This is a genomic window from Pseudomonas sp. 65/3-MNA-CIBAN-0223 (assembly GCF_040310425.1).
Classification (GTDB): domain Bacteria; phylum Pseudomonadota; class Gammaproteobacteria; order Pseudomonadales; family Pseudomonadaceae; genus Aquipseudomonas; species Aquipseudomonas gregormendelii.
This window is the reverse complement of sequence record NZ_JBEOPV010000013.1, coordinates 109,524-134,462: the sequence shown is the minus strand read 5'-3', so window position 1 is coordinate 134,462 and position 24,939 is coordinate 109,524. Positions and strand designations below refer to the sequence as shown.

General features: G+C 60.9%; 22 protein-coding genes and 2 pseudogenes. 17 read left to right on the top strand and 7 right to left on the bottom strand.

Going from position 1 to position 24,939, the window contains the following annotated elements; all coding sequences use genetic code 11:
- The 3 genes from relA (at position 1) to AAEZ09_RS17930 (ending at position 3,792) form a co-directional block, all read left to right on the top strand.
- Positions 1-2,244: a GTP diphosphokinase gene (relA, locus tag AAEZ09_RS17940; protein WP_045061771.1), complete on the top strand. Its 2,244-nt coding sequence runs from the start codon at positions 1-3 to the stop codon at positions 2,242-2,244.
- A gap of 143 nt (positions 2,245-2,387) precedes the next feature.
- Positions 2,388-3,221, top strand: coding sequence for a nucleoside triphosphate pyrophosphohydrolase (gene mazG, locus AAEZ09_RS17935; protein WP_045061770.1), 834 nt, complete (start codon positions 2,388-2,390; stop codon positions 3,219-3,221).
- A gap of 28 nt (positions 3,222-3,249) precedes the next feature.
- The gene (locus tag AAEZ09_RS17930; RefSeq protein WP_045061769.1) at positions 3,250-3,792 is read left to right on the top strand and encodes a DUF2058 domain-containing protein; all 543 of its coding nucleotides are present in this window, start codon (positions 3,250-3,252) and stop codon (positions 3,790-3,792) included.
- A gap of 83 nt (positions 3,793-3,875) precedes the next feature.
- Here AAEZ09_RS17930 and AAEZ09_RS17925 read toward each other — a convergent pair whose 3' ends face one another.
- From AAEZ09_RS17925 to AAEZ09_RS17900, 6 genes and pseudogenes are all read right to left on the bottom strand, one after another.
- Positions 3,876-4,064: a hypothetical protein gene (locus AAEZ09_RS17925; protein WP_045061768.1), complete on the bottom strand. Its 189-nt coding sequence runs from the start codon at positions 4,062-4,064 to the stop codon at positions 3,876-3,878.
- Positions 4,065-4,438: 374 nt separating this feature from the next.
- Positions 4,439-5,659: a beta-ketoacyl-ACP synthase I gene (fabB, locus tag AAEZ09_RS17920; RefSeq protein ID WP_045061767.1), complete on the bottom strand. Its 1,221-nt coding sequence runs from the start codon at positions 5,657-5,659 to the stop codon at positions 4,439-4,441.
- A gap of 11 nt (positions 5,660-5,670) precedes the next feature.
- Positions 5,671-6,186 carry a 3-hydroxyacyl-[acyl-carrier-protein] dehydratase FabA gene (gene fabA, locus AAEZ09_RS17915; protein ID WP_010211704.1) on the bottom strand — a complete coding sequence of 172 codons (516 nt, stop codon included), beginning with the start codon at positions 6,184-6,186 and terminating at the stop codon, positions 5,671-5,673.
- A 248-nt stretch (positions 6,187-6,434) separates the two neighbouring features.
- Positions 6,435-8,336, bottom strand: coding sequence for an ATP-binding protein (locus tag AAEZ09_RS17910; protein WP_205893465.1), 1,902 nt, complete (start codon positions 8,334-8,336; stop codon positions 6,435-6,437).
- Positions 8,333-9,265 (bottom strand): annotated as a pseudogene (locus AAEZ09_RS17905) (ABC transporter substrate-binding protein). Before AAEZ09_RS17905 ends, AAEZ09_RS17910 begins: the two are co-directional and overlap by 4 nt.
- 1 nt (position 9,266) lies before the next feature.
- Complete coding sequence (locus AAEZ09_RS17900; protein WP_350600231.1) at positions 9,267-11,390, bottom strand: TonB-dependent receptor plug domain-containing protein; 2,124 nt, start codon at positions 11,388-11,390, stop codon at positions 9,267-9,269.
- Between AAEZ09_RS17900 and AAEZ09_RS17895 the strand changes: the two genes are divergently transcribed.
- From AAEZ09_RS17895 to pyrF, 11 genes are all read left to right on the top strand, one after another.
- Positions 11,384-11,575, top strand: a complete 192-nt coding sequence (locus AAEZ09_RS17895; RefSeq protein ID WP_350600230.1) for a hypothetical protein — start codon at positions 11,384-11,386, stop codon at positions 11,573-11,575. The two genes, AAEZ09_RS17900 and AAEZ09_RS17895, sit on opposite strands and share 7 nt — an antisense overlap.
- A gap of 10 nt (positions 11,576-11,585) precedes the next feature.
- Entirely contained in the window at positions 11,586-12,611 is a 1,026-nt protein-coding gene (locus AAEZ09_RS17890) for an NAD(P)H-dependent glycerol-3-phosphate dehydrogenase (RefSeq protein WP_045061763.1), read from the top strand.
- A 43-nt stretch (positions 12,612-12,654) separates the two neighbouring features.
- A complete protein-coding gene (locus AAEZ09_RS17885) occupies positions 12,655-13,002 on the top strand; it encodes a DUF4389 domain-containing protein (RefSeq protein WP_045061762.1) in 348 nt (115 codons plus the stop codon).
- Positions 12,999-13,451: a phosphohistidine phosphatase SixA gene (gene sixA / locus AAEZ09_RS17880; RefSeq protein WP_045061761.1), complete on the top strand. Its 453-nt coding sequence runs from the start codon at positions 12,999-13,001 to the stop codon at positions 13,449-13,451. The genes AAEZ09_RS17885 and sixA overlap by 4 nt, the downstream gene beginning before the upstream one ends.
- Positions 13,452-13,627: 176 nt before the next feature.
- A complete protein-coding gene (locus AAEZ09_RS17875) occupies positions 13,628-15,295 on the top strand; it encodes an AMP-binding protein (RefSeq protein ID WP_350600228.1) in 1,668 nt (555 codons plus the stop codon).
- A gap of 32 nt (positions 15,296-15,327) precedes the next feature.
- On the top strand, positions 15,328-15,771 hold the full coding sequence (locus AAEZ09_RS17870) for a hotdog fold thioesterase (RefSeq protein ID WP_045061759.1): 444 nt from the start codon (positions 15,328-15,330) through the stop codon (positions 15,769-15,771).
- A gap of 161 nt (positions 15,772-15,932) precedes the next feature.
- Complete coding sequence (locus AAEZ09_RS17865; RefSeq protein WP_350600227.1) at positions 15,933-16,739, top strand: alpha/beta fold hydrolase; 807 nt, start codon at positions 15,933-15,935, stop codon at positions 16,737-16,739.
- Positions 16,736-17,590 (top strand): alpha/beta hydrolase, encoded by an 855-nt coding sequence (locus AAEZ09_RS17860; protein WP_045061757.1) that lies wholly within the window; start codon positions 16,736-16,738, stop codon positions 17,588-17,590. The genes AAEZ09_RS17865 and AAEZ09_RS17860 overlap by 4 nt, the downstream gene beginning before the upstream one ends.
- A gap of 136 nt (positions 17,591-17,726) precedes the next feature.
- Positions 17,727-18,533, top strand: a complete 807-nt coding sequence (locus AAEZ09_RS17855; RefSeq protein WP_205893470.1) for a DUF4892 domain-containing protein — start codon at positions 17,727-17,729, stop codon at positions 18,531-18,533.
- A gap of 61 nt (positions 18,534-18,594) precedes the next feature.
- Positions 18,595-19,647 carry an AI-2E family transporter gene (locus AAEZ09_RS17850; RefSeq protein WP_045061755.1) on the top strand — a complete coding sequence of 351 codons (1,053 nt, stop codon included), beginning with the start codon at positions 18,595-18,597 and terminating at the stop codon, positions 19,645-19,647.
- Between the two features lie 115 nt (positions 19,648-19,762).
- Complete coding sequence (gene pyrF / locus AAEZ09_RS17845; RefSeq protein WP_045061815.1) at positions 19,763-20,461, top strand: orotidine-5'-phosphate decarboxylase; 699 nt, start codon at positions 19,763-19,765, stop codon at positions 20,459-20,461.
- Between the two features lie 129 nt (positions 20,462-20,590).
- On the opposite strand, the gene AAEZ09_RS17840 is transcribed toward pyrF, so the two are convergent.
- Positions 20,591-21,595 (bottom strand): NADP-dependent oxidoreductase, encoded by a 1,005-nt coding sequence (locus AAEZ09_RS17840; RefSeq protein WP_045061754.1) that lies wholly within the window; start codon positions 21,593-21,595, stop codon positions 20,591-20,593.
- A 232-nt stretch (positions 21,596-21,827) separates the two neighbouring features.
- Here AAEZ09_RS17840 and AAEZ09_RS17835 point away from each other — a divergent pair, with 232 nt between their 5' ends.
- The 3 genes and pseudogenes from AAEZ09_RS17835 (at position 21,828) to AAEZ09_RS29500 (ending at position 24,849) form a co-directional block, all read left to right on the top strand.
- Entirely contained in the window at positions 21,828-22,589 is a 762-nt protein-coding gene (locus AAEZ09_RS17835; protein WP_045061753.1) for an SDR family oxidoreductase, read from the top strand.
- Positions 22,590-22,884: 295 nt separating this feature from the next.
- Positions 22,885-24,150: pseudogene (locus tag AAEZ09_RS29505) on the top strand (HAMP domain-containing methyl-accepting chemotaxis protein); the annotation flags it as partial.
- Positions 24,136-24,849: a methyl-accepting chemotaxis protein gene (locus tag AAEZ09_RS29500; RefSeq protein ID WP_412548513.1), complete on the top strand. Its 714-nt coding sequence runs from the start codon at positions 24,136-24,138 to the stop codon at positions 24,847-24,849. The pseudogene AAEZ09_RS29505 and the gene AAEZ09_RS29500, both read left to right, overlap by 15 nt.
- The last annotated feature ends 90 nt before the right edge of the window (positions 24,850-24,939 follow it).

Genomic DNA, 24,939 nt, shown 5'->3' with positions numbered 1-24,939 from the left:
ATGGTACAGGTGAGAGCACACCAGCCGATCAACACCGACGGCAGTATCAATCTCGAGGCTTGGCTCGATCATGCGGTCAGTGTCGATCTGGCACTGGATCGCGAAGCCTTGAAGCAAGCGTGCGAGTTCGCCCGCGCGTCCGAGCAACAGGCCAATGCGGCGAAGAACCTGTGGTCCGAAGGCACTTCGAGTTTTCGCACCGGGCTTGAAATCGCCGAAATTCTCGCCGACCTCAAGCTTGATCAGGACTCGTTGGTGGCTGCGGTGCTGTACCGTGGCGTGCGCGAAGGCCAGATCGAGCTGCCGGCAGTCAGCCAGCGGTTTGGGCCGGTCGTCGCCAAACTCATCGACGGTGTGCTGCGCATGGCGGCGATCAGCGCCAGCCTGAGCCCCCGGCAATCCCTGGTGCTGGGTACCCAGGGCCAGGTGGAAAACCTGCGCAAGATGCTGGTGGCGATGGTCGACGACGTCCGTGTGGCACTGATCAAGCTGGCCGAACGCACCTGCGCGATCCGCGCGGTGAAAACCGCTGACGACGAGAAACGCAACCGGGTGGCCCGCGAGGTGTTCGACATCTACGCGCCGCTGGCTCACCGCCTGGGCATCGGCCATATCAAGTGGGAGCTGGAGGACCTGTCCTTCCGTTACCTGGAGCCGGATCAGTACAAGCAGATTGCCAAGTTGCTGCACGAGCGCCGGCTGGATCGCGAGCGGTTCATCGCCGACGTGATGAACCAGCTGAAGGTCGAGCTGCAGGCAACCGGTGTCGATGCCGACATCAGTGGCCGGGCCAAACACATCTATTCGATCTGGCGCAAGATGCAGCGCAAAGGCCTGGAGTTCAGCCAGATCTACGACGTGCGCGCGGTTCGAGTGCTGGTGCCGGAAATGCGCGATTGCTACACCGCGCTGGGCATCGTCCACACCCTGTGGCGGCACATCCCGAAAGAATTCGACGACTACATCGCCAACCCGAAAGAGAACGGCTACCGCTCGCTGCACACGGCGGTGATCGGCCCCGAGGGCAAGGTGCTGGAAGTGCAGATCCGCACCCACGCCATGCACGAAGAAGCCGAGCTGGGCGTGTGTGCGCACTGGAAGTACAAGGGCACCGACGTCAAGTCCGGTTCCAATCACTACGAAGAGAAAATCTCCTGGCTGCGTCAGGTGCTCGAGTGGCATGAGGAGCTAGGCGATATCGGTGGTCTGGCCGAGCAACTGCGGGTCGACATCGAGCCGGACCGGGTCTACATCTTCACCCCGGACGGTCACGCCATCGACTTGCCCAAAGGCGCGACGCCGCTGGACTTCGCCTACCGCGTGCACACCGAAATCGGCCACAACTGCCGTGGCGCGAAGATCAACGGGCGCATCGTACCGCTCAACTACAGCCTGCAGACCGGCGAACAGGTCGAGATCATTACCAGCAAGCACGGCACGCCGAGCCGCGACTGGCTGAACCCGAACCTGGGTTACGTGACCACTTCGCGGGCGCGGGCGAAAATCGTTCACTGGTTCAAATTGCAGGCGCGCGACCAGAACGTCGCGGCCGGTAAAACCCTGCTCGAACGCGAACTCAATCGCCTCGGTCTGCCAGCGGTGGATTTTGACAAGCTGGCCGACAAGGCCAACATGAAAACCGCCGAGGACATGTACGCTGCCCTGGGTGCCGGCGATTTGCGCCTGGCGCAACTGGTGAACCTGGCGCAGCAACTGGTCGAGCCGGAACGCGGCAACGAGCAGCTGGAACTGATCCCGCGCAAAGCCACCGGCTACAAACCGGGCAAGCGCGGCGACATCCAGATCCAGGGCGTCGGCAACCTGATGACGCAAATGGCCGGTTGCTGCCAGCCGTTGCCGGGGGATGCCATCGTCGGTTACATCACTCAGGGGCGTGGCGTGAGCATTCACCGTCAGGACTGTGCCTCGGTGCTGCAACTGGGCGGGCGCGAGCCGGAGCGCATCATCCAGGTCAGCTGGGGCCCGGTGCCGGTGCTCACCTATCCGGTGGACATTATCATCCGCGCCTACGACCGTTCCGGTCTGCTGCGTGACGTGTCCCAGGTGTTGCTGAACGAGCGGATCAACGTGCTGGCGGTCAATACCCGCTCGAACAAAGAGGACAACACCGCACTGATGTCCCTGACCATCGAGATTCCGGGGCTGGATGCATTGGGTCGGTTGCTGGGGCGGATTTCCCAGTTGCCGAACATCATCGAAACCCGGCGTAACCGTACCCCCTAAGTTGGGGGCTTGACTCTTTACTGTAGGAGCGAGCTTGCTCGCGATGGACGTCAACGATAACGCGTGCTGTCTGGATGAACACGTCGCTCTCAGGTTCATCGCGAGCAAGCTCGCTCCTACAAAGAGCGGATAGAGATTGATTGATGTATTCACTTGAAGATCTGCTGCACCTGATGAACCGCCTGCGCGACCCGCAGTTCGGTTGCCCTTGGGACATCAAGCAAACCTACGCCAGCATCGTCCCGCACACCCTCGAAGAAGCCTACGAAGTGGCCGACGCCATTGAGCGGGGGGATTTCGATCACTTGCAGGGTGAACTGGGGGATTTGCTGTTCCAGGTGGTTTACTACAGCCAGCTGGCGCGGGAAGAAGGGCGCTTCGAATTCGCCGGCGTCATCGATAGCATCACCCGCAAGCTGATTCGCCGTCATCCCCACGTGTTCCCTACTGGCGATCTGTACGCGCCGCTGGATGTTCCGCGCTTGAGCGAGGAACAGGTCAAGCAGCGCTGGGAAGAGATCAAGGCCCAAGAGCGCGCCGAGCAGTGCACGACGCCCCAGCAGCTGTCACTGCTCGATGACGTGCCTGCCGCGTTGCCCGCACTGTCCCGTTCGGCAAAATTGCAGAAGCGCGCAGCGCAGGTCGGTTTCGACTGGCCGGACGCCTTGCCGGTATTGGACAAGGTTCGTGAAGAACTCGATGAAGTGCTCCAGGCCATGGCCGATAACGACCCTGCGGCGGTGGCCGATGAGGTTGGCGACCTGCTGTTTTCCGTGGTTAATCTGGCGCGCCACCTCAAGGTCGATCCGGAAACCGCACTGCGCGGCGCCAACGGCAAATTCGAACGACGCTTCCGATTCATCGAACAGGCATTGCGCGACACCCACCGTCCCATGGAAGATTGCACCCTCGAAGAGTTGGACGCCTTGTGGGGCGAAGCCAAACGCCAGGAAAAGAATATGCCCAACTGCGGTTGAGCAGTTGCCTAAGTGAGTACTAAGCACCATGAGCATTTCCCTTCGCGACCAGTTGCTCAAAGCAGGGCTGGTCAACCAGAAGCAGGCCAAACAGGTCGGCAAAGAAAAGCAGAAGCAGCAGCGTCTGGTCCATAAAGGTCAGGCCGAGCAGGATGATACCCAGCAGCGCCTGGCCCAGGAGGCGCAGGCCGAAAAGGTCAAGCGTGACCAGGAGCTCAATCGTCAGCAGCAAGAGAAAGTAGAGGCCAAGGCCCGTGCCGCACAGGTCAAGCAACTGATCGAAGCCTCGCGCCTGCCGAAGTTGACGACCGAGGACTACTACAACTTCGTCGACGACAAGAAGGTCAAGCGGATCTGCGTCAATACGCTGATGCGCAACAAGCTCAGCAGCGGTTCGCTGGCGATCGTGCACCACGGCGGCGGCTATGAAGTCATACCGCGTGAGGCAGCCCTGAAGATCCAGGAGCGGGATCCGCAACGTATCGTCTACATGAATGTGCAGACCGAAGAAGTCGCTGCCGAAGACGATCCATACGCGGCCTATCAGATCCCTGACGACTTGATGTGGTAAGCCGTTAGAGCGCCCAACGACGACAAACCCCGCTCATGGCGGGGTTTGTCGTTTTCAATGCTGTAGTGACTCAGGCGCAGCGCCTAGGCGGAACGAAGTTCGCGTTGCTGCTCCAGTGTTTCCAGTTCGGCTTTGTAGTTGTGCGCGTCGGTCTCTGAGTGGAACATGCCGACCAGCAGGTCTTGCTGATGCACATCCCAGATCCGGATGCCGGCGGCTACACCTTCATGGGACATGTGTGAATCGTCGCGTTCAGTTACTTTCACAGTCATCTGCTTGCTCCAATTTCAGTTACCTGCACCAAGGCATGTGCAGGTCTCTGTTATAAGTTTTGATAGCAGGCTAAGTAAACAGACCATTTGGGTAACAGTTTTTCATTAAAATCGAGAAAGCCCTGCAGCCCTTTAAATCCGCGACATTCGGTCGCAGGGCGTTTGGTTTCATGACAAAAGCTTCATGTTCAAAGAGGGTTTTGACCCACGATAGCCCGTAGGAGCTGGCGAAGCCTGCGATCTTTTGATCCTGATTTTTCACATCAGAAGATCGCAGGTTTCGCCAGCGCCTGCAGGAAATGGCGGCGCCCAAACCAAAAAAAACGCCCCGAACCAGTCGGGGCGTTTTTTGTGTAGCGCAGCGGCAGGGCGTATTACTTGCCCGACCAGCGCTTCAGTACCAGGGTGGCATTGGTGCCACCGAAACCGAAGCTGTTGCTCATCACGGTATTGATGGTGGCGTCTTCGCGAGTCTTGGTCAGGATCGGCATGTCTGCCACTTCCGGGTCCAGTTCGTCGATGTTGGCCGAGCCCGCCATGAAGTTACCTTCCATCATCAGCATGCAGTAGATCGCTTCGTGAACGCCGGCGGCGCCCAGGGAGTGACCCGACAGGCTCTTGGTGGAGCTGATGGCCGGGGCCTTGTCGCCGAACACTTCACGTACACCTTTCATCTCCATGACGTCGCCGACTGGAGTCGACGTGCCGTGGGTGTTCAGGTAGTCGATCGGGGCGTCAACGGTGGACATGGCCATCTGCATGCAGCGGATGGCGCCTTCGCCGCTCGGAGCGACCATGTCGTAGCCGTCGGAGGTCGCGCCGTAGCCGACGATTTCCGCGTAGATCTTCGCGCCGCGCGCCAGGGCGTGCTCGAGCTCTTCGACCACGACCATGCCGCCACCGCCGGCAATGACAAAACCGTCACGCTTGGCGTCGTAGGCACGGGAAGCTTTTTCCGGGGTTTCGTTGTACTGGCTGGACAGTGCGCCCATGGCGTCGAACAGGAACGACTGGCTCCAGTGCTCCTCTTCACCGCCGCCGGCGAACACGATGTCCTGCTTGCCCATCTGGATCTGTTCCATGGCGGTACCGATGCAATGAGCACTGGTAGCACAGGCAGAAGCGATGGAGTAGTTCAGGCCCTTGATCTTGAACGGGGTGGCCAGGCAAGCGGAAACGGTGCTGCTCATGGTCCGCGTGACACGGTACGGGCCGACGCGCTTCACGCCTTTCTCGCGCAGAATGTCCAGCGCTTCCATCTGGTTCAGCGTGGAGGCGCCACCGGAACCGGCGATCAGGCCGGTACGCGGGTTTGAGACCTGCTCATCGGTCAGACCGGAGTCGGCGATGGCGTCTTTCATGGCCAGGTAGGCGTAAGCCGCCGCGTGGCCAACGAAGCGATAGATCTTGCGATCGATCAGTTCTTCGAGAGGAAGGTCAATGGAGCCGGAAACCTGGCTACGCAGACCCATTTCGGCATATTCCGGGTTGAACCGGATGCCCGGGCGACTTGCACGCAGGTTAGCGGAGACGGTCTCTTTGTCATTGCCCAGGCACGAAACGATGCCCAGACCAGTGATAACGACGCGGCGCATGCGGATAACCCTTAGAAGTTGTCAGTGGATGTAAATACGCCGACCCGAAGGCCTTCGGCGGTGTAGATCTCGCGGCCGTCGACGCTGACCGAACCATCGGCGATGGCCAGGTTCAGCTTGCCTTTGAGCACACGCTTGATCTGAATGTTATACGTAACTTTCTTCGCGGTCGGCAGGACCTGACCAAAGAACTTCACTTCGCCCGAACCCAGTGCGCGACCGCGACCTGGCAGGCCTTGCCAGCCAAGGAAGAAGCCGACCAGTTGCCACATGGCGTCGAGGCCCAGGCAGCCTGGCATCACCGGATCACCTTCGAAGTGACAGGCGAAGAACCACAGGTCCGGAGTGATATCCAGCTCGGCGACCAATTCACCTTTGCCGTACTTGCCACCCTCTTCGCTGATGTGGGTGATTCGATCAACCATCAGCATGTTGGGGGCGGGCAGTTGCGCGTTACCTGGGCCGAACAGCTCACCGCGACTGCAGCGCAGCAGGTCTTCCCGAGTAAAGGCGTTTTGTTTGGTCATGCGAGCTCCTCAATAATCCGATGCGGCAGGTGGGGCGAATCTTCCCGGCCGATCGAAGCGTTTAATGCCTCGAGTCAGCAGCCTACTCATAGACTATTGCGTTGTGGTGAAAGTCACAGCACCAAGGACATGAAAGTACACTTGTGCACTGAAATTATTTTTCAAGCCCCTTTTCGGGCCTGTTCGGGTGCCTAAGACTGCCGCACTTTCGCCTTTCACGCCAGTCGCAGATGGTCAAAAGGCCTGTACTACTGCACCCAACGTTGCAGAATTTGCTGTAGGTCATTGCGTTTGAAGGGCTTGGCCAGGTAATCGTTCATTCCCGCCGTTAAACACGCTTCGCGATCGCCCTGCAGGGCGTTGGCGGTCAGGGCGATGATCGGCACGTTGTCGCAGCCGGGCAGTTTGCGGATTTCCCGGGTGGCCTCGTAGCCGTCCATGACCGGCAGGCGGCAGTCCATCAGGATGGCCTCGAACATCAGGCTTTCGGCGCTGCGTACCGCCTGTGCACCATCAACGGCGACGCTGACAGTAAAGCCCAGACTGCGCAACATTGCTTCGATGACGGTCTGGTTGACCGGATTGTCCTCCACCAGCAGCACGTTGCGTCCCATGCCACCCCCCAGGTCCGCCGGCAGGCGCTGCGTGATGACAGGCAGCTTCTGCTTGTACAGCGCCAGGGGAATTTCCAGGGTGAACACCGAGCCCAGGCCTTCTTCGCTCCTGGCGCGCAAGGTGCCGCCCATGCGTTCGGCCAGGGTACGGGCAATCGGCAGGCCCAGCCCGGTGCCGCCGTAGCGCCGGGAAATGGAGCTGTCGGCCTGCTGGAATGCGTTGAACATCAACTCCAGGCTTTCGGCCGAAATACCGATGCCGCTGTCGCGCACGGTGCAGGTCAACCACAACAGCTCATGATCGAGCGATTGCCATTGCGCTTCGATGCTGACGCGACCGTGCTCGGTAAATTTCAGCGCATTGCCGACCAGGTTCACCAGAATCTGCCGGATGCGCGTCGGGTCGCCTTGAACCTGCAGCGGCCTCATGTCTTCGGGGATCAGCAGCGCCAACTCCAGCCCACGCTGCGCCGCGCTGTGCTGGAACGTCTGGGCGCAACTGCTGATCAGGTCCGCAAGGTTGAACGGGATGTGCTCAAGCTCCAGCGCGGAACGCTCGATTCGCGAAAAGTCGAGGATGTCGTTGATCACCTTGAGCAGGTGTTCGGTGGACTCCGAAGCAAGTGCTGCATACTCGACCTGTTCGTCGGTCATCTCGGTGGTTTCGAGCAACTGCAGCATGCCCAGCACGCCATTCATCGGGGTGCGCAGTTCGTGGCTCATCATCGCCAGGAAGTCGGATTTGGCGTTGTTGGCCTTCTCCGCTTCTTCGCGTGTCTGGATCAGCTGCTCCATCGCCTGGTGCTGTTCGCGGCTGGCTTGTTCGAGGCCGCTGGCGAGGTTGTTGATGTGCTGGGACAGTGCGCCCAGCTCGGTATCATCGACAATCGGCAGGGGCGTCTTGTAGTCACCTTCCTGGATGGCCTTGACCGCGTTGCCGATGTCGCGAATCGGTTGCGACAGGCTGCCCGCCAGGCGCCTGGCGATCAGGAACGTAAACAGTAGCGCAAACAATGCCAGGATCGCGGCCTTGAGCAGGATTTCCTGCTGGCGCTGATTGAATGCGTCGTTCGACAGGCCGACGATTACCCGCCCAAGGTAGTCCTCGGTGGGGGCGATGCTGGCAACTCGGCTGTTCTGGAAGAAATCGTTGTTGAGCGCGATCCGTTGCAGGCGCACGGGGGCCTGGAACACTTCGACCTGCTGTGAACGGTTATGGGTTTCGGAAGGTTGCTCGACATACACCAGGATGCGGTTGGCGCTGTCCTGGACTTCAAGGAAACGCACATTGGGCGTGGCCAGGGTGGCCTTGAGCAGGCCTTCGAGCACCTCGTTGTTACCGGAAATGACGCCATACTCAGCGGCGGGCGCCAGTTGGTTGGCAATCAGCTGACCGGTGTGATTGAGCTCCTGGCGCAAGTCCTGGATGCGCACGAAGGTAAAAAAGCTGATCAACAGCAGCGTCAGCAACAGGGCAGGGCCGAGGCTGATCAGTTGCGTGCGGGTGTTGATGTCCCAACGACGATGGAAGGTCACGGGCGGCTTACTCCTTCGGCCAACTGTGTTGCGACAGATGCTTCATTGATCTGTTCAATACCTAATGAACGAGCAACCTGCGGGTTGCTCAGGACTTTGAACCGATCGGGATAGTGCGTGCGTGGCCAGGTGGCTGGCGAGCGGTCGAGCAACCGGTCGAGCACGGCCAGCCAGTCGTTCTGGTCGCTTTAGGTGCTGGCGAGGCTGCCCGCCTTGACGAAGGCGGCGTTGGGGCCGACCAGCGCCATTTGCCGTGAATAGCTGCTAAGCAGCAGGTTTTTGACGGTCTTGGGGTTGTACAGGTCCGGATCGTCGAGGCCCAGCAACACGTCGCTGTTTTTCAACAGGCTTTGCAGGGGGCGGCTGTCGTTGATGTCGTCCCAGTGCTCGGCGACGATCTCCATGCGCAGGGGGGCCGCAGCCTGGCGCAGTTCCTTGATCAGGAACTCACTGTGCTGGTCGTAGAGCACGCCGATCCGTTTTGCCTGGGGCAACAGAATGCGGATCAGGCGCAATTGGCGTTCAAGTGGCGGATCGCTCCACAGCAGGCTCAGGTGCTGGGGGAGGGCGGAGCCCAGGCGCTGTCGTGCCTGCAGACGACTGATGCGCAACACCAGTGTTGGCGGGCCTTGGGCATCCTGCAGGCGCCAGTCGAGACTTGGCGGGTCGAGCAGTATCAGTCGGGTGTCGCGTGGCAGTTTTCCCGGCGCAGGCAGATTGGCCAGTGCTTCAAAACGGACCCGGTCGCCCGGCCGCCGCTCGCTCAGTGCCGCGGCGAAGGAGCGCATGCCGGGACTGTCGTCGGCGCCGGTGAGCAGAATGTCGGCGGCATTTGCCGTCAGCAGGTTCAGCAGGCCGCCAATGGCCAGGCACAAACCGGCCAACAGGCGGCCAATGGTCGGCGTCTTCCCTGACAAACGACCTGGCATTCTAAAACTCCAGCTGCGCGCTGAAGTACATCACCTGGTGCTGGTCGTACTGGTTGTCGATAAAGGTGGTGGGTTGATGGTCCAGGCGCTGCTGCAGCACGCCGGCCAGTTCCAGGCTGGCTTTACCCAGCTGAATGCGCTTGGCAATACGTGTGTCGACCCGTTCGAAGCGGTAGCCGTTCAGCGCATCGTCGCCGTAGTAGAACAGGGCGCTGTTCCAGCCGTGCCCCCAGTCTCTCAGCCAGCCGGCCGAGCCACTGTTGCGCGCGGTCTGCAGTTCATCTTCCGGATTGCTCGCGTGAGCATCGACGTAGGCATAGGTCAGGCGCAGGCGGTCGGTGCGGTTGATGCTCCAGTCCATTTGCGTTTCGGCCCCGGTAAAGCGGGCCTGGTTGGCGTTACTGGCAATGTACTGATTGTTGCGCAAAGGTTCGCTGATCATCCCGCTGATTTCGTCGTGGAACACTTTTACGTCCAGCGCCAGCCCCAGCTCGATGAAGTAGCCGTTGTAGCCGAGCTCCCGGGAGCGCATGTGTTCCTGCTCGAGGTCACCGGGGCCTCGGGTCCTGACGAAATAGCGCGCACTGGATTGTCCGTATGCGCTGGGGCGCAGGTTGGTTACCCGGTAGCTCCAGTCGACGTTGTTCTCGAACATGTCCGGCGAACGGATCGCTTCGGAGTACACGGCCCGCAGGCCGTGGCGCGGGTTGATCAGGTAGTTGACGGCCAGTCGCGGGGTCAGGGAGCTGCCGATCAACCGGGTGTCTTCGAACATGGCGCCGCCCTGCAGCAACCAGTGCTCGGTGGCGCGCCACTCCAGTTGGCCGAACGCGCGCCAGGTAGTGTCATTCAGGGTGCCATTGAAGTAGGTTTCGGAATCTGCCCGGTCGTAACGATAGTTCAGGCCGCTGACCAGGCGCAGGCCGTCGGACAGGCTCAGGGTGTCCTGCAATTCCAGGTCGAAGCGTGATTCCCGGGTACTCTGGTCGATATCGCCGCACAGGGTCTGGCGGGCGCCGTTGTTCCATTGCCCCAGCACCTGATTGCCCAGCTCCCGTTCCGCAGCCGGGCCCGGCGGCGCACCGGTGGTGGTGAAGCGTGCAATATTGCGCGCCAGCGCTTCGGTGTAGTTGGGGTTGAGCTGCCACAGCCGGGTCAGTTCCGGGCTGAATGACACTTCGGCATCGCAGGCACGCCATGTCTGCTGGCGGTCCCAGTGCTGGGCGGTGCCCTGGATATAAAGGCTGTGATCGGGATCGACGTCGAGGTTCCAGCGCAGTGAGCCTGCGTAGGTCTTGGCAACTACGTCGGAATTGTTCCCAGCGTCAGTAATCCCCGAGAACACCGGCCTGTAGGTGTACGGCCGTTGGTTGCTGCCGTCCTTGGCGTTGAGCTGCCAGTCAATGCTCTGTCGTTCATCGAGTGTCTGGCTCACGGCGAGGTTGATGCGGTTGAGGCGACGGCTGTCGCGGTAGTCGGCGCCGTTGCGGTCAGAGTCAAAGCCGTCGTCTTGCAGGTCGGACAGCGACAGGCGCAGATCGCCGGAATCCCAGCCCAAGCCCTGGCTGGCGTAGTAATCATTGATGTCACGCTGACCGCGGATAATTTTCATCCGGGAGCCATGGCTGTCGGCGGGGCGGCGGGTAATGATATTGACCACCGCCATCAAGGCATTTGCGCCGTAGCTGACGGTGTTCGGACCGCGGAATACCTCGATGCGCTCGATGTCGTCCATGGGCACCGGAATATCGCTCCAGTCCACTGTGGACAAGCCGGCTCGATAAACCGAGCGACCATCGATCAGCACCTGCATGCGCCGTGCTTCGCTGGCGCTGGTGCCGTGATAATTCACCGCTGCCTGGTTGCCGCTGATGTTGCCGACCATCATCCCCGGCACCAGGCGCAGCAGTTCGCCGATGTCCCGGGCGCCGCTGGCCGTGATCAGTTGGCTGTCGATCACCGTCATGCTGCCCGGTACCGCCGCCGGCGACTGCTTCAGCCGAGTCGCCGTCAGGACTTGCGGCAAGGGTTCGCCGTCGAGGAACAGGTCGTCTGCCAGCAATGGCGAGCTGAAAACCAGCGCCAGAACCAGCGGCGAGCGCGATGACGTGGAACCAAATGACACAACACATCCCTGATCGTGGTGAATGGGCGCGCATGTTAACCGAGCCGGTCGACTTTTCCATGGAGGATGCCGGTATTTCCCAGGATTTGTTGCGCGTGTCCCGGTTCGCGAGGCTAATTGACGTGAGGGCTGGCCGCGACCGGGACGCTCCGTATAATGCCGGCATCGCCATTGGTATGGATTAACGGATTGCATATGACTGAACAGCGCCCAATCGCGGTCCTGGGAGGCGGAAGTTTTGGTACCGCCGTGGCCAATCTCCTGGCTGAAAACGGGCATCAGGTCCGACAGTGGATGCGAGATCCGGAGCAGGCCGAGGCCATCCGGGTCAATCGTGAGAACCCGCGTTACCTCAAGGGCATCAAGATTTTGCCAGCAGTGGAGCCGGTCACCGACCTGCAGGCCACGCTGGACGCCTGCGACCTGTGTTTCGTCGCGCTGCCCTCCAGCGCGTTGCGCGCGGTGCTAATGCCGCATGCCGAACGTTTGAGCGGCAAGTTGCTGGTGAGCCTGACCAAAGGCATCGAAGCCCACACCTTCAAGTTGATGAGCCAGATCCTTGAGGAAATCGCCCCGCAGGCCCGCATTGGCGTGATCTCCGGGCCGAACCTCGCCCGGGAGATTGCCGAGCATGCGCTGACCGCCACAGTGGTGGCCAGTGAAGACGAAGAGCTGTGCCAGCGCGTGCAGGCGGCGTTGCATGGCCGCACGTTCCGCGTTTATGCCAGTGCCGACCGCTACGGCGTGGAATTGGGCGGGGCGTTGAAAAACGTCTACGCGATCATCGCTGGCATGGCGGTCGCGCTGGGCATGGGTGAAAACACCAAGAGCATGCTCATCACCCGGGCACTGGCGGAAATGACCCGCTTTGCAGTGAACCAGGGTGCCAACCCGATGACGTTCCTGGGGTTGGCCGGGGTTGGCGACTTGATTGTTACCTGTTCATCGCCCAAAAGCCGAAATTACCAGGTGGGTTTTGCCCTTGGCCAGGGCTTGAGCCTGGAAGACGCGGTGACGCGCCTGGGCGAGGTCGCCGAAGGCGTTAACACGCTCAAGGTGCTCAAGGTCAAGTCTCAGGAAGTGGGCGTATATATGCCGCTGGTCGCCGGACTGCACGCGATATTGTTTGAAGGGCGCACGCTTGAGCAGGTGATCGGGCTGTTGATGCGCGGCGAACCGAAAACCGACGTCGACTTCATTTCTACCAGTGGTTTCAACTGAATTTATCTGCGCACGTCCAATCTATTGAATCAGGGAGCGAGAAATGAACGAACCAAAAGAAGAAGCCAAGTACGAGTCCATTCTGCTACGCGTGCTGTGGATGATCGTTTACGTGCTGGTCTGGCAAGTCGCGCAATTCATCCTTGGCGCAGTGGTGCTGGTTCAGTTGATCTATCGTTTGATCTACGGTGCCCCGAGCGCCAGCCTGATGAACTTCGGCGATAGCCTGAGCCAGTTCCTGGCGCAGATCGGTCGTTTCGGCAGCTTCCACAGTGACCAGAAGCCCTGGCCTTTCGCCGACTGGCCGACGCCGCGCGCACCTGAGGGTGAAGCGCCGCACGCAGTGCCGCCAGCCCCGCATCCGGCCCGAGATGAGGAACCGAAACTATGAAACTGTGGGTATTGCGCCATGGCGAGGCTGAGCCGCACGGCACACGTCCTGATTCCGAGCGGGAATTGACGGCGAGTGGCCGCGCCGAAGTGTTGCGCAGCGCTGCTTTGTTAATCAGCGAGCCGTTGACGGCGATCTACGCCAGTCCTTTCAAGCGTGCGCAGCAGACGGCAGAACTGGTGCGTGAAGCCCTGGGTTTCAAGCCGGATATTCGCACGGTCGATTGGCTCACTCCCGATTCCCGCCCACAAGCCGTGGCGGAGCAGCTGGTATCTGTCGATTATGCGCTGCTGGTGAGTCATAACCCGCTGGTGGGCAATCTGCTCGGGTATCTGCAGCATGGTCATGTGCAGGATCCGGAGCGAGTGTCTACGGCCGGACTGGCTGAGCTGGAGGGCGATTTACCGCTCGCGGGGGCGATGAAGCTCAACAGTATCAAGCATCCTTGATTCTGTAGCGATCGCCGTGGGAGCAAGGCTTGCCCGCGATGAATGCACTGACGCACAACTGGCCACCGAGGCGACCCCATCGCGGGCAAGCCTCGTTCATACAGCAATAAAATAACCAACCAAGCAATCGCTTGGTTGACTACGCTTGCTCCAGACCAATAAAAGGAGCGAGTCGCATGTCTGGCGCTTTTCGATTGCCTCTGGATGTCTTCTACGAGCGTGAAGCCCGCCATCCCCGCCAGCGCTATCTGGTGCAACCCACGGGCGGCGGACGGGTTGAAACGCTGACCTGGGCCGACGTCGGCCATCAGGCACGCTGCGCTGCCCACTGGCTGCGAGCTCGGGAATTGCCCCAAGGCAGCCACATCGCCCTGATCTCGAAAAACTGTGCGCACTGGATCATTGCCGACCTGGCGATCTGGATGGCCGGCCATGTGTCTGTTCCGCTCTACCCCAATCTGACTGCCGAATCGGTGAGCCAGGTGCTCGAGCATTCCGAAGCGGCGCTGGCGTTCATTGGCAAGCTCGACGACTGGCCAGGCATGTCCCGGGGCGTTGCCGCCCATCTGCCGACCATCAGCCTGCCACTGCACCCTGCGGGTACTTTCAATTTCAGCTGGGCCGACCTGCAGGCCAGTTCTCCCATACAGGACGATCCCAAACCTGCCGCAGACGAACTGGCGACCATCATCTACACCTCCGGCACCACCGGCATGCCCAAAGGCGTGATGCACAGCTTCGCCAATCTGGGTTTCGCCACGAGCCGGGGCACGCAGTTGTTCGGCCTCAACGAGTCTGACCGCTTGCTGTCCTACCTGCCGCTGTGTCACGTGGCCGAGCGGATGTTCGTCGAACTGGCGTCGATCTACACCGGGCAAACGGTGTTCTTTGCCGAGAGCCTGGACACCTTCCTGACCGACCTGCAACGCGCCCGGCCCACGGCCATGTTTGGGGTGCCCAGGATCTGGACCAAATTCCAGATGGGCGTCTACAGCAAGATCCCGGCAAAGCGCCTGGATTTCCTGCTTGGTTTGCCAATCATTGGCAAACGCGTGGGGCACAGAGTGCTCGCCGGGCTTGGCCTGGATGCGTTGCGTGTCGCGTTATCCGGCGCAGCTCCGGTGCCGCAGACGTTGCTGCCGTGGTACCGCAAGCTTGGGCTGGATGTGCTGGAGGTCTACGGCATGACCGAAAGCTGTGGTTACTCGCATATCTGCCTGCCCGGCCAGCAGAAACCCGGCTGGATCGGCAAACCCTGCCCCGATGTCGAGGTACGTATCGAACCCTCCGGAGAAGTACTGGTACGCAGCGGCGCGACCATGCTCGGTTACTTCAAGGAACCGGAGAAAACCGCCGACACCCTCACCGCCGACGGCTTTCTGCGTACCGGGGACAAAGGTGAGGAAGACGCCGAGGGCAACCTGCGCCTGACCGGACGCCTGAAGGAAATCTTCAAGACCAGCAAAGGCAAATACGTGGCCCCGGCGCCCATCGAAAATCGCCTGGCGGTGCACTCGCGCATCGAGCAGGTGTGCGTGGTGGGCGATGGCTTGAGCGCGCCGCTGGGCTTGTGCGTGCTGTCCGCCGTCGGCCAGCAGGACGCTGGGGGCACTGGTCGCGCGGGCCTGCATGCGAGCCTGGAAAAACTCCTGGAGGAGGTCAATGGCGCCCTGGATAAACATGAACGCTTGCGCCGCCTGGTGGTGGTCAGGGACAGCTGGGCGGTGGAGAACGGGTTCCTCACGCCGACCCTGAAGATCAAGCGCAATGTGATCGAAGCGGCTTACGGTGGCCGGTTCGAGGAATGGAGCGAGCGCAACGATACCGTGCTGTGGCAGGATTGATTGACGAACAAAACCAACAAAGGATGTCAGCGATGAGCCTGTGGCGCACCACCCCGAACATTGAGCAGTTGAACGCTATCCAGAAAAACACCATTGGCGAGGTGCTGGATATTCGCTTCGAGGCGTTCGACGACGAGTCCCTGACCGCGAGCATGGTCATCGACCATCGCACTCACCAGCCCTATGGCCTGCTGCATGGCGGCGCCTCGGTGGTGCTGGCCGAGTCCGTGGGGTCGATGGCCAGTTACCTGTGCATCGACGCCAGCAAGTTCTACTGCGTTGGCCTGGAGATCAATGCCAACCACCTGCGTGGCCTGCGCAGTGGCCGGGTGACGGCAGTGGCCAGGGCGATTCACATCGGCCGTACCACCCACGTCTGGGATATCCGCCTGACCAGTGACGAGGGCAAGGCCAGTTGCGTGTCGCGCCTGACCATGGCTGTGGTGCCGCTGGGCGAGAATCCTCCGGCGCGCTAAGGTTTTAAAGTCAAAAGATCGTCCGAACGCGGCCCGAGCCTTCGGACGATCTTTTGATCTCTGCGATATCTCCTACCACCATTCCTGACCGTTATGGTCATTGCCGTAACCCACCGTCTTACGGACAATCACCCCATGTTCTCGCTGATGGATTTGCCGGTATGCCGCAACAGATATTCTTCGCACACGCCAACGGTTTCCCCTCCGGAACCTATGGCAAATTGTTTGCGGCGCTGGCACCTGAGTTTCAGGTCACGCATCTGGAACAGCACGCCCACGATCCGCGCTTTCCGGCGGACGACAATTGGTACAACCTCGTGGATGAGCTGATCCATCACCTGCAACAGCAACCGGAGCCGGTGTGGGGCGTCGGCCATTCCTTCGGCGGCTTGCTGCACCTGCATGCCGCGTTGCGCTGCCCGGAGCTCTACCGCGGGGTGGTGATGCTCGATTCGCCGGTATTGACTCGTGCCGATCAATGGGTGATTCGCGCCGCCAAGCGCTTTGGCTTCATCGATCGCCTGACGCCGGCCGGCCGCACCCTGGGCCGGCGCGAAGAATTCCGCGACATGGACAGCGCCCGCCGCTATTTTGCTGGCAAAAGCCTGTTTCGCAGCTTTGATCCGGAGTGCCTGGATGCCTACCTGCTTCACGGATTGCATCAGGTTGGCGACACCTTGCGATTGCGCTTCGATCCTGCCACGGAAATCAGTATCTATCGGGGCGTGCCCCATACCAGTCCTGGCCGGGCGCGGCAGTTGAAAGTGCCGCTGGCGGTGGTTCGCGGGCACAAGAGCCGGGTGGTCATGCGCCATCACGCCAGTGCCGTGGGACGCATGCCGCTGGGTGAGTCCCTGACCATGCCCGGCGGCCACATGTTTCCACTCGAGCGCCCCCAGGATACCGCCACGCTGCTGAAGAACCTGTTCAGCCGCTGGCAAGCTCGTCCCAAGCAGGATTGCGCATGAGCCATGCCGTTGAAGAAATTCGCCTGAACCTGCCGCACATCGAATTGGCGGCACACTTGTTCGGGCCTGAGGACGGGCTGCCCGTGATCGCCTTGCACGGCTGGCTGGACAACGCCAACAGCTTTGCCCGGCTGGCGCCCAGGCTCCATGGCCTGCGTATCATTGCCCTGGACATGGCCGGGCACGGTCATTCCGGACACCGGCCTGCCGGTGCCGGCTACGCGATGTGGGACTATGCCCACGATGTACTGCAAGTGGCCGAGCAACTGGGTTTGCAACGCTTTGCGCTGCTGGGCCATTCGATGGGGGCGATTGCTTCATTGATCATCGCCGGTTCACTGCCGGAGCGCGTCACGCACCTGGCGCTGATCGACGGCATCATTCCTCCTACGGACGATGCGGAAAATGCCGCGCAGCGGATGGGCATGGCCTTGCAGGCGCAACTGGACCTGCGGGAGAAGCGCAAGCCGGTGTATGCCACGCTCGACCGGGCCATCGAAGCGCGGATGAAAGGCCTGGTAGCGGTAAGTCGCGAAGCCGCCGAGTTGCTGGCTCAGCGCGGGCTGATGCCGGTGCCGGGCGGTTATACCTGGCGCACCGACAACCGCCTGACGCTGCCTTCGCCCCTGCGCCTGACCACGGAACAGGCGATGACCTTTGTGCAGCGGGTCAGTTGCCGAGCCAAACTGGTGGTCGCCGCCGATGGCATGCTCGCCAGACACGAGGCGTTGCTGGAGCGTCTACCCTTCAGCCGGGAACAACTGCCAGGTGGCCATCATTTGCACCTGAATGATGAGGCTGGCGCGGATCTTGTCGCAGACTGTTTCAATCGGTTCTTCACCGTTCCTTGACTTGCGCCTGGCAACTGTCGAGGCTGGGCGGCTTGAAATGGGAGACAACCATGAAAGATCTCTACACCGCAGCGACCCCGAATGACCAACAGGTCGTCCCGCGTGCCCAGGGCATGCCGATCCGATGAGTCTTTCCATGCGCTCACTCAGTTTTTTCGCGCTGTGCTGTTTCAGTGCCCAGTCGTTTGCTGCCGACTTGCCCGGTAGCCAGGACCTGCCGATGCTGCCGCGGATGGCCGATGCGCAGATCGTCGACTATCGCCCCGCTGTGGAAATGGAACGGATCTATCCGCTGGGGTCGATCCGCAAGATCAGCGGGCAGTTGCGCTTTGACGGACAGGTCACGGCGCGTGGGCAGACCACTTCCGTCACCTACGAACTGCCCCCGGAACACTCTTCCACTGACGCTTTTACCGCGGCCCGTGAGGCCTTGCAGAAGCAGGGCGCCGAGTTGTTGTTCTGGTGCCAGGCGCGTGACTGCGGGGAGAGCAGCCTGTGGGCCAATGAGGTGTTTGGCAACGCAAAACTGTACGGGGCCGATGATCAACAGGCCTATCTGCTGTTGCGTCTGGCTGCGCCCCAGGACAATACCCTGGTAGCGCTCTACAGCATCACCAGGGGCAATCGTAAAGCGTATCTGCATGCCGAGCAGTTTGACGCCGCCGCGCCACTGGGCGAATTGCTGCCGACCTCCGCCACTTTGCTGCGACAGCTTAAAAGTACGGGCGAACTCGACTTTGCGAAGTTGTCCGGCGCGCCCGACGAGACCTGGTTGCGCTTGCTGTCGCGTGGCTTGAACCTGGATACCGGCCTGCGCGTGAGTGTCTCCGGGCCGAACGCCGAAGCCTGGCGTCAGGCGCTGGTAAAGCAGGGCGTGCGCGCGGCAAGGATGGAAACCGGCAGCAACGAAGGCTCTGGCCTGCACATCGAACTATTGCGATAAGCTTCATCAGGCGAGCGCCGGATGCGCGCTCGCCGACTCTTTCCTGACTGACGAGACCTACATGATCAACAATGATCGGCTGTTGGTGCAGATCCTGCTCCTGGTGCTGTTTGGCGCGAGCTTATGGGTGATGGCGCCGTTCTGGTCGGCGTTGTTCTGGGGGGCGGTGCTGGCATTTGCCAGTTGGCCATTGATGCGACTGCTGACTCGCTGGCTCAACGGTCGCGAATCCCTGGCCGCCGCCGTGCTGACCCTGGGCTGGATGTTGCTGGTGGCTGTACCCCTGGTATGGCTGGGTTTCAACCTGGCCGATCACGTGCGCGATGCCACCGCTTTCATCAAGGACGTGCAGGTCGACGGCCTGCCCGAGGCCCCGACCTGGCTCGGTTCGATTCCGCTGATTGGCGAGCGGCTGGTGGGGATCTGGGACAGCATCGACCAGCAGGGCGCAGCGATGATGCTGGCGGTCAAGCCGTACCTGGGGCAGGTCGGCAACTGGCTGCTGGCCCGCAGTGCGCAGATCGGCGGCGGTATCCTGGAACTGACCTTGAGCATCGTCTTCGTGTTCTTTTTCTATCGCGACGGACCGCGCCTGGCGGCCTTCGTCCATGGCTTGCTCGAACGATTGATCGGCGATCGCGCCGGCTATTACATCGAGCTGGTGGCCGGTACGGTACAGCGGGTGGTCAACGGAGTGATCGGCACGGCAGCGGCGCAGGCGTTGCTGGCGTTGGTCGGGTTCCTGATTGCCGGCGTTCCCGGGGCCCTGGTGCTCGGTATCGTGACCTTCCTGCTCAGCCTGATTCCCATGGGCCCGCCACTGGTGTGGATTCCGGCGACGGCGTGGCTGGCGTGGAAAGGTGACTACGGGATGGCGGTGTTCCTGGGGATCTGGGGCACATTCATCATCAGCGGCGTCGACAACGTGCTCAAACCCTACCTGATCAGCCGCGGCGGCAACCTGCCGCTGGTGATTGTGTTGCTGGGGGTATTTGGCGGCCTGATCGCATTCGGCTTCATTGGCTTGTTCATCGGCCCCACGTTGCTGGCCGTGGCCTATAGCTTGTTGACTGACTGGAGCAAGAGTCACGCCCGCATAGAAGAGCGGCGCTGAGGGAAAAAACTGGTATTGCCTGAGCTGTCGGGACGATTTACCGATCATCGGGTCCCGCAGCGCCGCTGGTTCCGCTACAATGCGCGCCGATTTCGTCCTGCCTGAGAGCCCGCCCATGTCCGTCTGCCAGACTCCTATCATCGTCGCCCTGGATTTCCCCACCCGTGACGCCGCACTGAAGCTGGCCGATCAACTGGACCCGACTCTCTGCCGGGTCAAAGTGGGCAAGGAGCTGTTCACCAGCTGTGCGTCGGAAATTGTCGGCACCCTGCGCGACAAGGGTTTCGAAGTATTCCTCGACCTCAAGTTCCATGACATCCCCAACACCACCGCGATGGCGGTGAAAGCCGCTGCGGAAATGGGCGTGTGGATGGTCAACGTGCACTGCTCCGGTGGCCTGCGCATGATGGCTGCGTGTCGCGAAGTGCTCGACCAGCGCACGGGGCCAAAGCCGCTGTTGATCGGCGTGACCGTGCTGACCAGCATGGAGCGCGAGGATTTGGCAGGTATCGGCCTGGACATCGAACCGCAGGAACAGGTACTGCGCCTGGCTGCATTGGCGCAAAAAGCCGGAATGGATGGCCTGGTGTGCTCGGCGCTGGAAGCCCAGGCCCTGAAATCGGCTCACCCGTCGTTGCAACTGGTGACGCCAGGTATTCGTCCGGCCGGCAGCGCCCAGGATGATCAACGCCGCATCCTGACCCCGCGGCAGGCGCTGGATGCCGGTTCGGATTACCTGGTGATCGGCCGTCCGATCAGCCAGGCGGCTGATCCAGCCAAGGCGTTGGCCGCCGTAGTCGCCGAACTCGCCTAACCGGCTCTAAACCTGTGGGAGCGGGCTTGCCCGCGATAGCGGTGTGCCAGTCAACATTGATGTCGACGGACACGCCCTCATCGCGGGCAAGCCCGCTCCCACAGGGTTTTGATTCAGTCAGTGACGGCGTTACACCTTCAGCACCAACTTGCCAAAGTTCTCCCCGCTGAACAACTTCATCAGCGTCTCCGGGAACGTTTCCAGCCCTTCGACGATATCTTCCTTGCTCTTGAGTTGTCCCTTGGCCATCCAGCCCGCCATTTCCTGCCCGGCGGCGGCGAACTGCGCCGCGTGGTCCATCACCACAAAGCCTTCCATGCGAGCGCGGTTGACCAATAGCGACAGGTAATTGGCGGGTCCCTTGACTGCCTCCTTGTTGTTGTACTGGCTAATGGCGCCGCAGATAACCACTCGCGCTTTCATCGCCAAGCGGCTCAGCACTGCATCGAGAATATCGCCGCCGACATTATCGAAATAGACGTCGACCCCTTTGGGGCATTCACGCTTCAGGCCGGCGTGCACATCTTCGTTCTTGTAGTCGATAGCGCCGTCGAAACCCAGTTCCTCGATCAGGAACTTGCACTTGTCCGCGCCACCTGCGATGCCGATCACACGACACCCCTTGAGCTTGGCGATCTGCCCGGCAATGCTGCCCACAGCGCCTGCGGCGCCCGACAGCACCACGGTGTCGCCTTCTTTTGGCGCGCCGACGTCGAGCAAGGCGAAGTAAGCGGTCATGCCCGTCATGCCCAGCGCTGACAAGTAGCGTGGCAGCGGGGCCAGTTTCGGATCGACCTTATAAAAACCCCTTGGCTCGCCGAGGAAATAATCCTGCACGCCGAGGGCACCGTTGACGTAGTCGCCGACGGCAAAACCGGGATTGTTCGACGCAACGACTTTGCCCACGCCCAATGCACGCATGACTTCGCCGATACCGACTGGAGGAATGTAGGACTTGCCCTCGTTCATCCAGCCACGCATGGCAGGGTCCAGGGACAGGTATTCGGTTTTGACCAGGATCTGTCCTGCGCCCGGTTCACCAACCGGTACTTCCTGATAGGTGAAGGTTTCGCGGGTCGCCGGGCCCACCGGACGTTTGGCGAGCAGGAACTGGCGATTGGTCTGGGTAGTCATGACAGGCGCTCAAGAGGGATGAAGCCTTGTTGATAGCCCTTCATGACCCAGGCCGCAAGTCTCGCTGATACGGCGAATGCAGTTCGATCCAGAGCAGTGATAGTCCCCCAGGCAGTTTCATCACTGCTACTCATGAGCAGCCAACCGGCCTCTTGATAGTGCTGACGTGCTGCAGGCACCTGTGTCTAGACTGGGTGCACGCACTTTCCCGGCTTTCTTCGAGGACATGACAATGAGCATGACGTTTTCTGGTCAGGTAGCGGTAGTGACGGGCGCCGGTAATGGTATCGGCCGCGCGACTGCCCAGGCATTCGCCGCTGAAGGCTTGAAAGTGGTGGTCGCCGACCTGGACACGGCAAGCGGCGAAGGTACCGTGGCGCTGATTCGTACACTGGGCGGCGAAGCGACCTTCGTGCGCTGCGACGTCACTCAGGAAAGCGAAGTGAAACACCTGATGGACGAGGTGGTGAATGCCTACGGGCGCCTGGACTATGCCTTCAACAACGCCGGCATTGAAATCGAGAAGGGCAAGCTGGCGGACGGCACGCTTGACGAGTTCGACGCCATCATGGGGGTCAACGTCAAAGGCGTATGGCTGTGCATGAAGTATCAGCTGCCTCTGCTGCTGGCCCAGGGCGGTGGCGCCATCGTCAACACGGCTTCGGTGGCGGGCCTGGGCGCTGCGCCGAAGATGAGCATCTATGCGGCGTCCAAGCACGCAGTGATCGGCCTGACCAAGTCAGCTGCGATCGAGTATGCGAAAAAGAAAATCCGGGTCAATGCCGTGTGCCCTGCGGTGATCGACACCGACATGTTCCGCCGAGCTTATGAGGCGGATCCGAAGAAGGGCGAGTTCGCCAACGCGATGCACCCGGTCGGTCGCATCGGCAAAGTGGAGGAGATCGCCAGTGCGGTGTTGTACCTGTGCAGCGATGGCGCCGCTTTCACCACCGGGCACTCCTTGGCAGTGGACGGCGGCGTAACGGCCTTCTAAACCCGCCCGCTTTGCACAAGCCTGCGCAGACGCTGCTTAGGACGATGTGTAGGCGCTGTCGAGTGCAACGAGGCTGCGATCTTTTACTGTGTCACCCAAGTAAGATCCAGCCACTTTCTATGCGTGTGATCCGCAGGCTCGCCGCTTCTTCATGGCGACTTCGCCGGATCGACCTCCAGCGTTCTGAAAACGACGGGTGCGTAGCTTTTTGCCATTATTCCGACGTCAGAGTCTTGTGTTGCCTGGGGCCCGTTGCGAATCTGCTTGAATAGACTCGATCAAGGGACCCAGTGCAATGAAATCGGCCGTGCAAGGACGTTTTGCCAACCTCGGTATGGCAAAAAAAATGGGTGTGGGGTTTGCCTTGGTACTGTTGTTGACGGCGCTTATCGCGGCAATCGGCGTATGGTCGTTGCAGGCCATCAGCCAGCGCTTCAATGATCTCAAACAGATGTCCTCGCTTAATAGCGGCCTGCTCAAGGTGCGCTTGCTCGAGCAGGAGTACGCCTTGCGGGGCGACGCTAAAACCGTCGAGGCCTTGCACGCCGGGGTCGACGAGCTGATTGCCCTGGCGACCGGGCTCAAGCAGGCCTCTGCAGCGAATGTGCCGGTCATGAATGACGTGGAGCAATCGCTGGCGGCTTATAGAAAAGCCTTCGACGAGTTCGTCTCGCTCAGCCAGACCAAGGACCTGGCCTTGGAAATGGCCAATTGGTCAGTCTCAAGCGTTGCCAACAACCTCGATGTTTTGCAGGCCGGGCTCGCCGATGATGGGGCTTACACCCTGAAAGAGTCCCAGGGCAAGGATGGCGCGCAATTCATCGAACAGGCCGGTCAGGTCAGTCAGGTCTCGCGGTTGATGCTGCAGGCGATGAACGAGGCACGTGTACGCCTGGACTTGAGTCGCAAGGGTGATGACGGCGCCGGCCAGGGCAAGATCGAGCAGGCTGACCAGGCGCTGGCTCAGGCTGAGCAGCTCAAGTCCACGGTCTTGGATGACGGCTACAAGACGGTGCTCAACGAAGTGACTGGCCACATTGCCGGTTTCAGCGAAAAACTCGCGGAGTACACCGGGCTGCTGGCTCAGGAAAAAACCGTCTATGCGCAGTTGCACCAGCGTGCCGCCCAAGTGGTGGATCGAGTGGACCAGGCCTATGTCGCCGAAGATCAGTCCATGCAGGCAGAGTTGAAGAAGAACGCATTGCTTATCATCGGTTCCTCTGTGCTGGCACTCCTGGCCGGCCTGATTGCCGCGTGGGTGATCACCCGCCTGATCGTGGCGCCTCTGCGCAGTGTGATCCAGGTCGCCCAGCGAATTGCATCGGGGGATCTGAGTGCGACGGTGGAGGTGACCCGGCGCGACGAAATCGGTCAACTGATGCACGCCATGCAGCAGATGGGGACCGGGCTAAGCACCATCGTCAGTGGCTTGCAGGCCGGCATCGAACAGTTGGCCAGTTCGGCGCAGTCGTTATCGGCAGGCACCGAGCAGACCAATCTTGAGGTCAGTAGCCAGAAGGAGGAAACCGAGCAGGTAGCCACCGCGATGAACCAGATGACCGCCACCGTGCATGACGTCGCGCGTAATGCAGAGGAGGCCGCTCAAGCGGCGCAGACGGCGGACAGCAAGGTCGAAAGCGGACAGCAAGTGGTGCGCCAGAGCATGGCCCGGATCGAGCTGCTGGCGGATTCAGCGACCTCGGCCAGTTCAAGCATTGAAAGCCTGAGCGCCGAGATCCAGAACATCGGCACGGTGCTCGGCGTCATCAAGAGCGTGGCCGAGCAGACCAACCTGCTGGCGCTGAACGCGGCGATTGAAGCCGCGCGCGCCGGAGAGCAGGGCAGGGGCTTCGCAGTGGTTGCAGATGAAGTTCGAGCCCTGGCCAAGCGCACCCAGCAATCGACCGAGGAAATAGAACGCCTGGTGAGCGCCTTGCGTTCTGCGGCGCACTCATCGGTGCAACAGATCCAGAACAGCGGGGAGCTGGTCAAGCTGGCGGTGAGCGATGCACTGCAGACCGAAAGTGCCTTGGGCAGCATCGCGGCTGCCGTGTCATTGATTCAGCAGATGAATCAGCAAATTGCTGCAGCCGCCGAGGAACAGAGCTCGGTGGCCGAGGAGATCAATAGAAGCGTAACGAGCATCCGTGCCAGCGCCGACCAGTCTTCGCTGGCGATGCAGGGCAATGCCGCTTCCAGTATCGAGCTGGCGCAGTTGGGGATAGAGCTGAAGGGGATGGTGGGGCATTTCAGGCTCTGACTCTGCAGACGCGAGCTCGCGATGGTCGTCAACGATGACTCGGGGATTCAGACACCCCGCAGCACTCAGACGTTTTTCGCGAGCAAGCTC

Excerpts from the sequence above, each read along its gene's own strand:
- relA (WP_045061771.1), top strand. The coding sequence starts at position 1 with ATGGTACAGGTGAGAGCACACCAGCCGATCAACACCGACGGCAGTATC.
- mazG (WP_045061770.1), top strand. The coding sequence starts at position 2,388 with ATGTATTCACTTGAAGATCTGCTGCACCTGATGAACCGCCTGCGCGAC.
- AAEZ09_RS17930 (WP_045061769.1), top strand. The coding sequence starts at position 3,250 with ATGAGCATTTCCCTTCGCGACCAGTTGCTCAAAGCAGGGCTGGTCAAC.
- AAEZ09_RS17925 (WP_045061768.1), bottom strand. The coding sequence starts at position 4,064 with ATGACTGTGAAAGTAACTGAACGCGACGATTCACACATGTCCCATGAA.
- fabB (WP_045061767.1), bottom strand. The coding sequence starts at position 5,659 with ATGCGCCGCGTCGTTATCACTGGTCTGGGCATCGTTTCGTGCCTGGGC.
- fabA (WP_010211704.1), bottom strand. The coding sequence starts at position 6,186 with ATGACCAAACAAAACGCCTTTACTCGGGAAGACCTGCTGCGCTGCAGT.
- AAEZ09_RS17895 (WP_350600230.1), top strand. The coding sequence starts at position 11,384 with ATGACACAACACATCCCTGATCGTGGTGAATGGGCGCGCATGTTAACC.
- AAEZ09_RS17890 (WP_045061763.1), top strand. The coding sequence starts at position 11,586 with ATGACTGAACAGCGCCCAATCGCGGTCCTGGGAGGCGGAAGTTTTGGT.
- AAEZ09_RS17885 (WP_045061762.1), top strand. The coding sequence starts at position 12,655 with ATGAACGAACCAAAAGAAGAAGCCAAGTACGAGTCCATTCTGCTACGC.
- sixA (WP_045061761.1), top strand. The coding sequence starts at position 12,999 with ATGAAACTGTGGGTATTGCGCCATGGCGAGGCTGAGCCGCACGGCACA.
- AAEZ09_RS17875 (WP_350600228.1), top strand. The coding sequence starts at position 13,628 with ATGTCTGGCGCTTTTCGATTGCCTCTGGATGTCTTCTACGAGCGTGAA.
- AAEZ09_RS17870 (WP_045061759.1), top strand. The coding sequence starts at position 15,328 with ATGAGCCTGTGGCGCACCACCCCGAACATTGAGCAGTTGAACGCTATC.
- AAEZ09_RS17865 (WP_350600227.1), top strand. The coding sequence starts at position 15,933 with ATGCCGCAACAGATATTCTTCGCACACGCCAACGGTTTCCCCTCCGGA.
- AAEZ09_RS17860 (WP_045061757.1), top strand. The coding sequence starts at position 16,736 with ATGAGCCATGCCGTTGAAGAAATTCGCCTGAACCTGCCGCACATCGAA.
- AAEZ09_RS17855 (WP_205893470.1), top strand. The coding sequence starts at position 17,727 with ATGCGCTCACTCAGTTTTTTCGCGCTGTGCTGTTTCAGTGCCCAGTCG.
- AAEZ09_RS17850 (WP_045061755.1), top strand. The coding sequence starts at position 18,595 with ATGATCAACAATGATCGGCTGTTGGTGCAGATCCTGCTCCTGGTGCTG.
- pyrF (WP_045061815.1), top strand. The coding sequence starts at position 19,763 with ATGTCCGTCTGCCAGACTCCTATCATCGTCGCCCTGGATTTCCCCACC.
- AAEZ09_RS17840 (WP_045061754.1), bottom strand. The coding sequence starts at position 21,595 with ATGACTACCCAGACCAATCGCCAGTTCCTGCTCGCCAAACGTCCGGTG.
- AAEZ09_RS17835 (WP_045061753.1), top strand. The coding sequence starts at position 21,828 with ATGAGCATGACGTTTTCTGGTCAGGTAGCGGTAGTGACGGGCGCCGGT.
- AAEZ09_RS29500 (WP_412548513.1), top strand. The coding sequence starts at position 24,136 with ATGAACCAGATGACCGCCACCGTGCATGACGTCGCGCGTAATGCAGAG.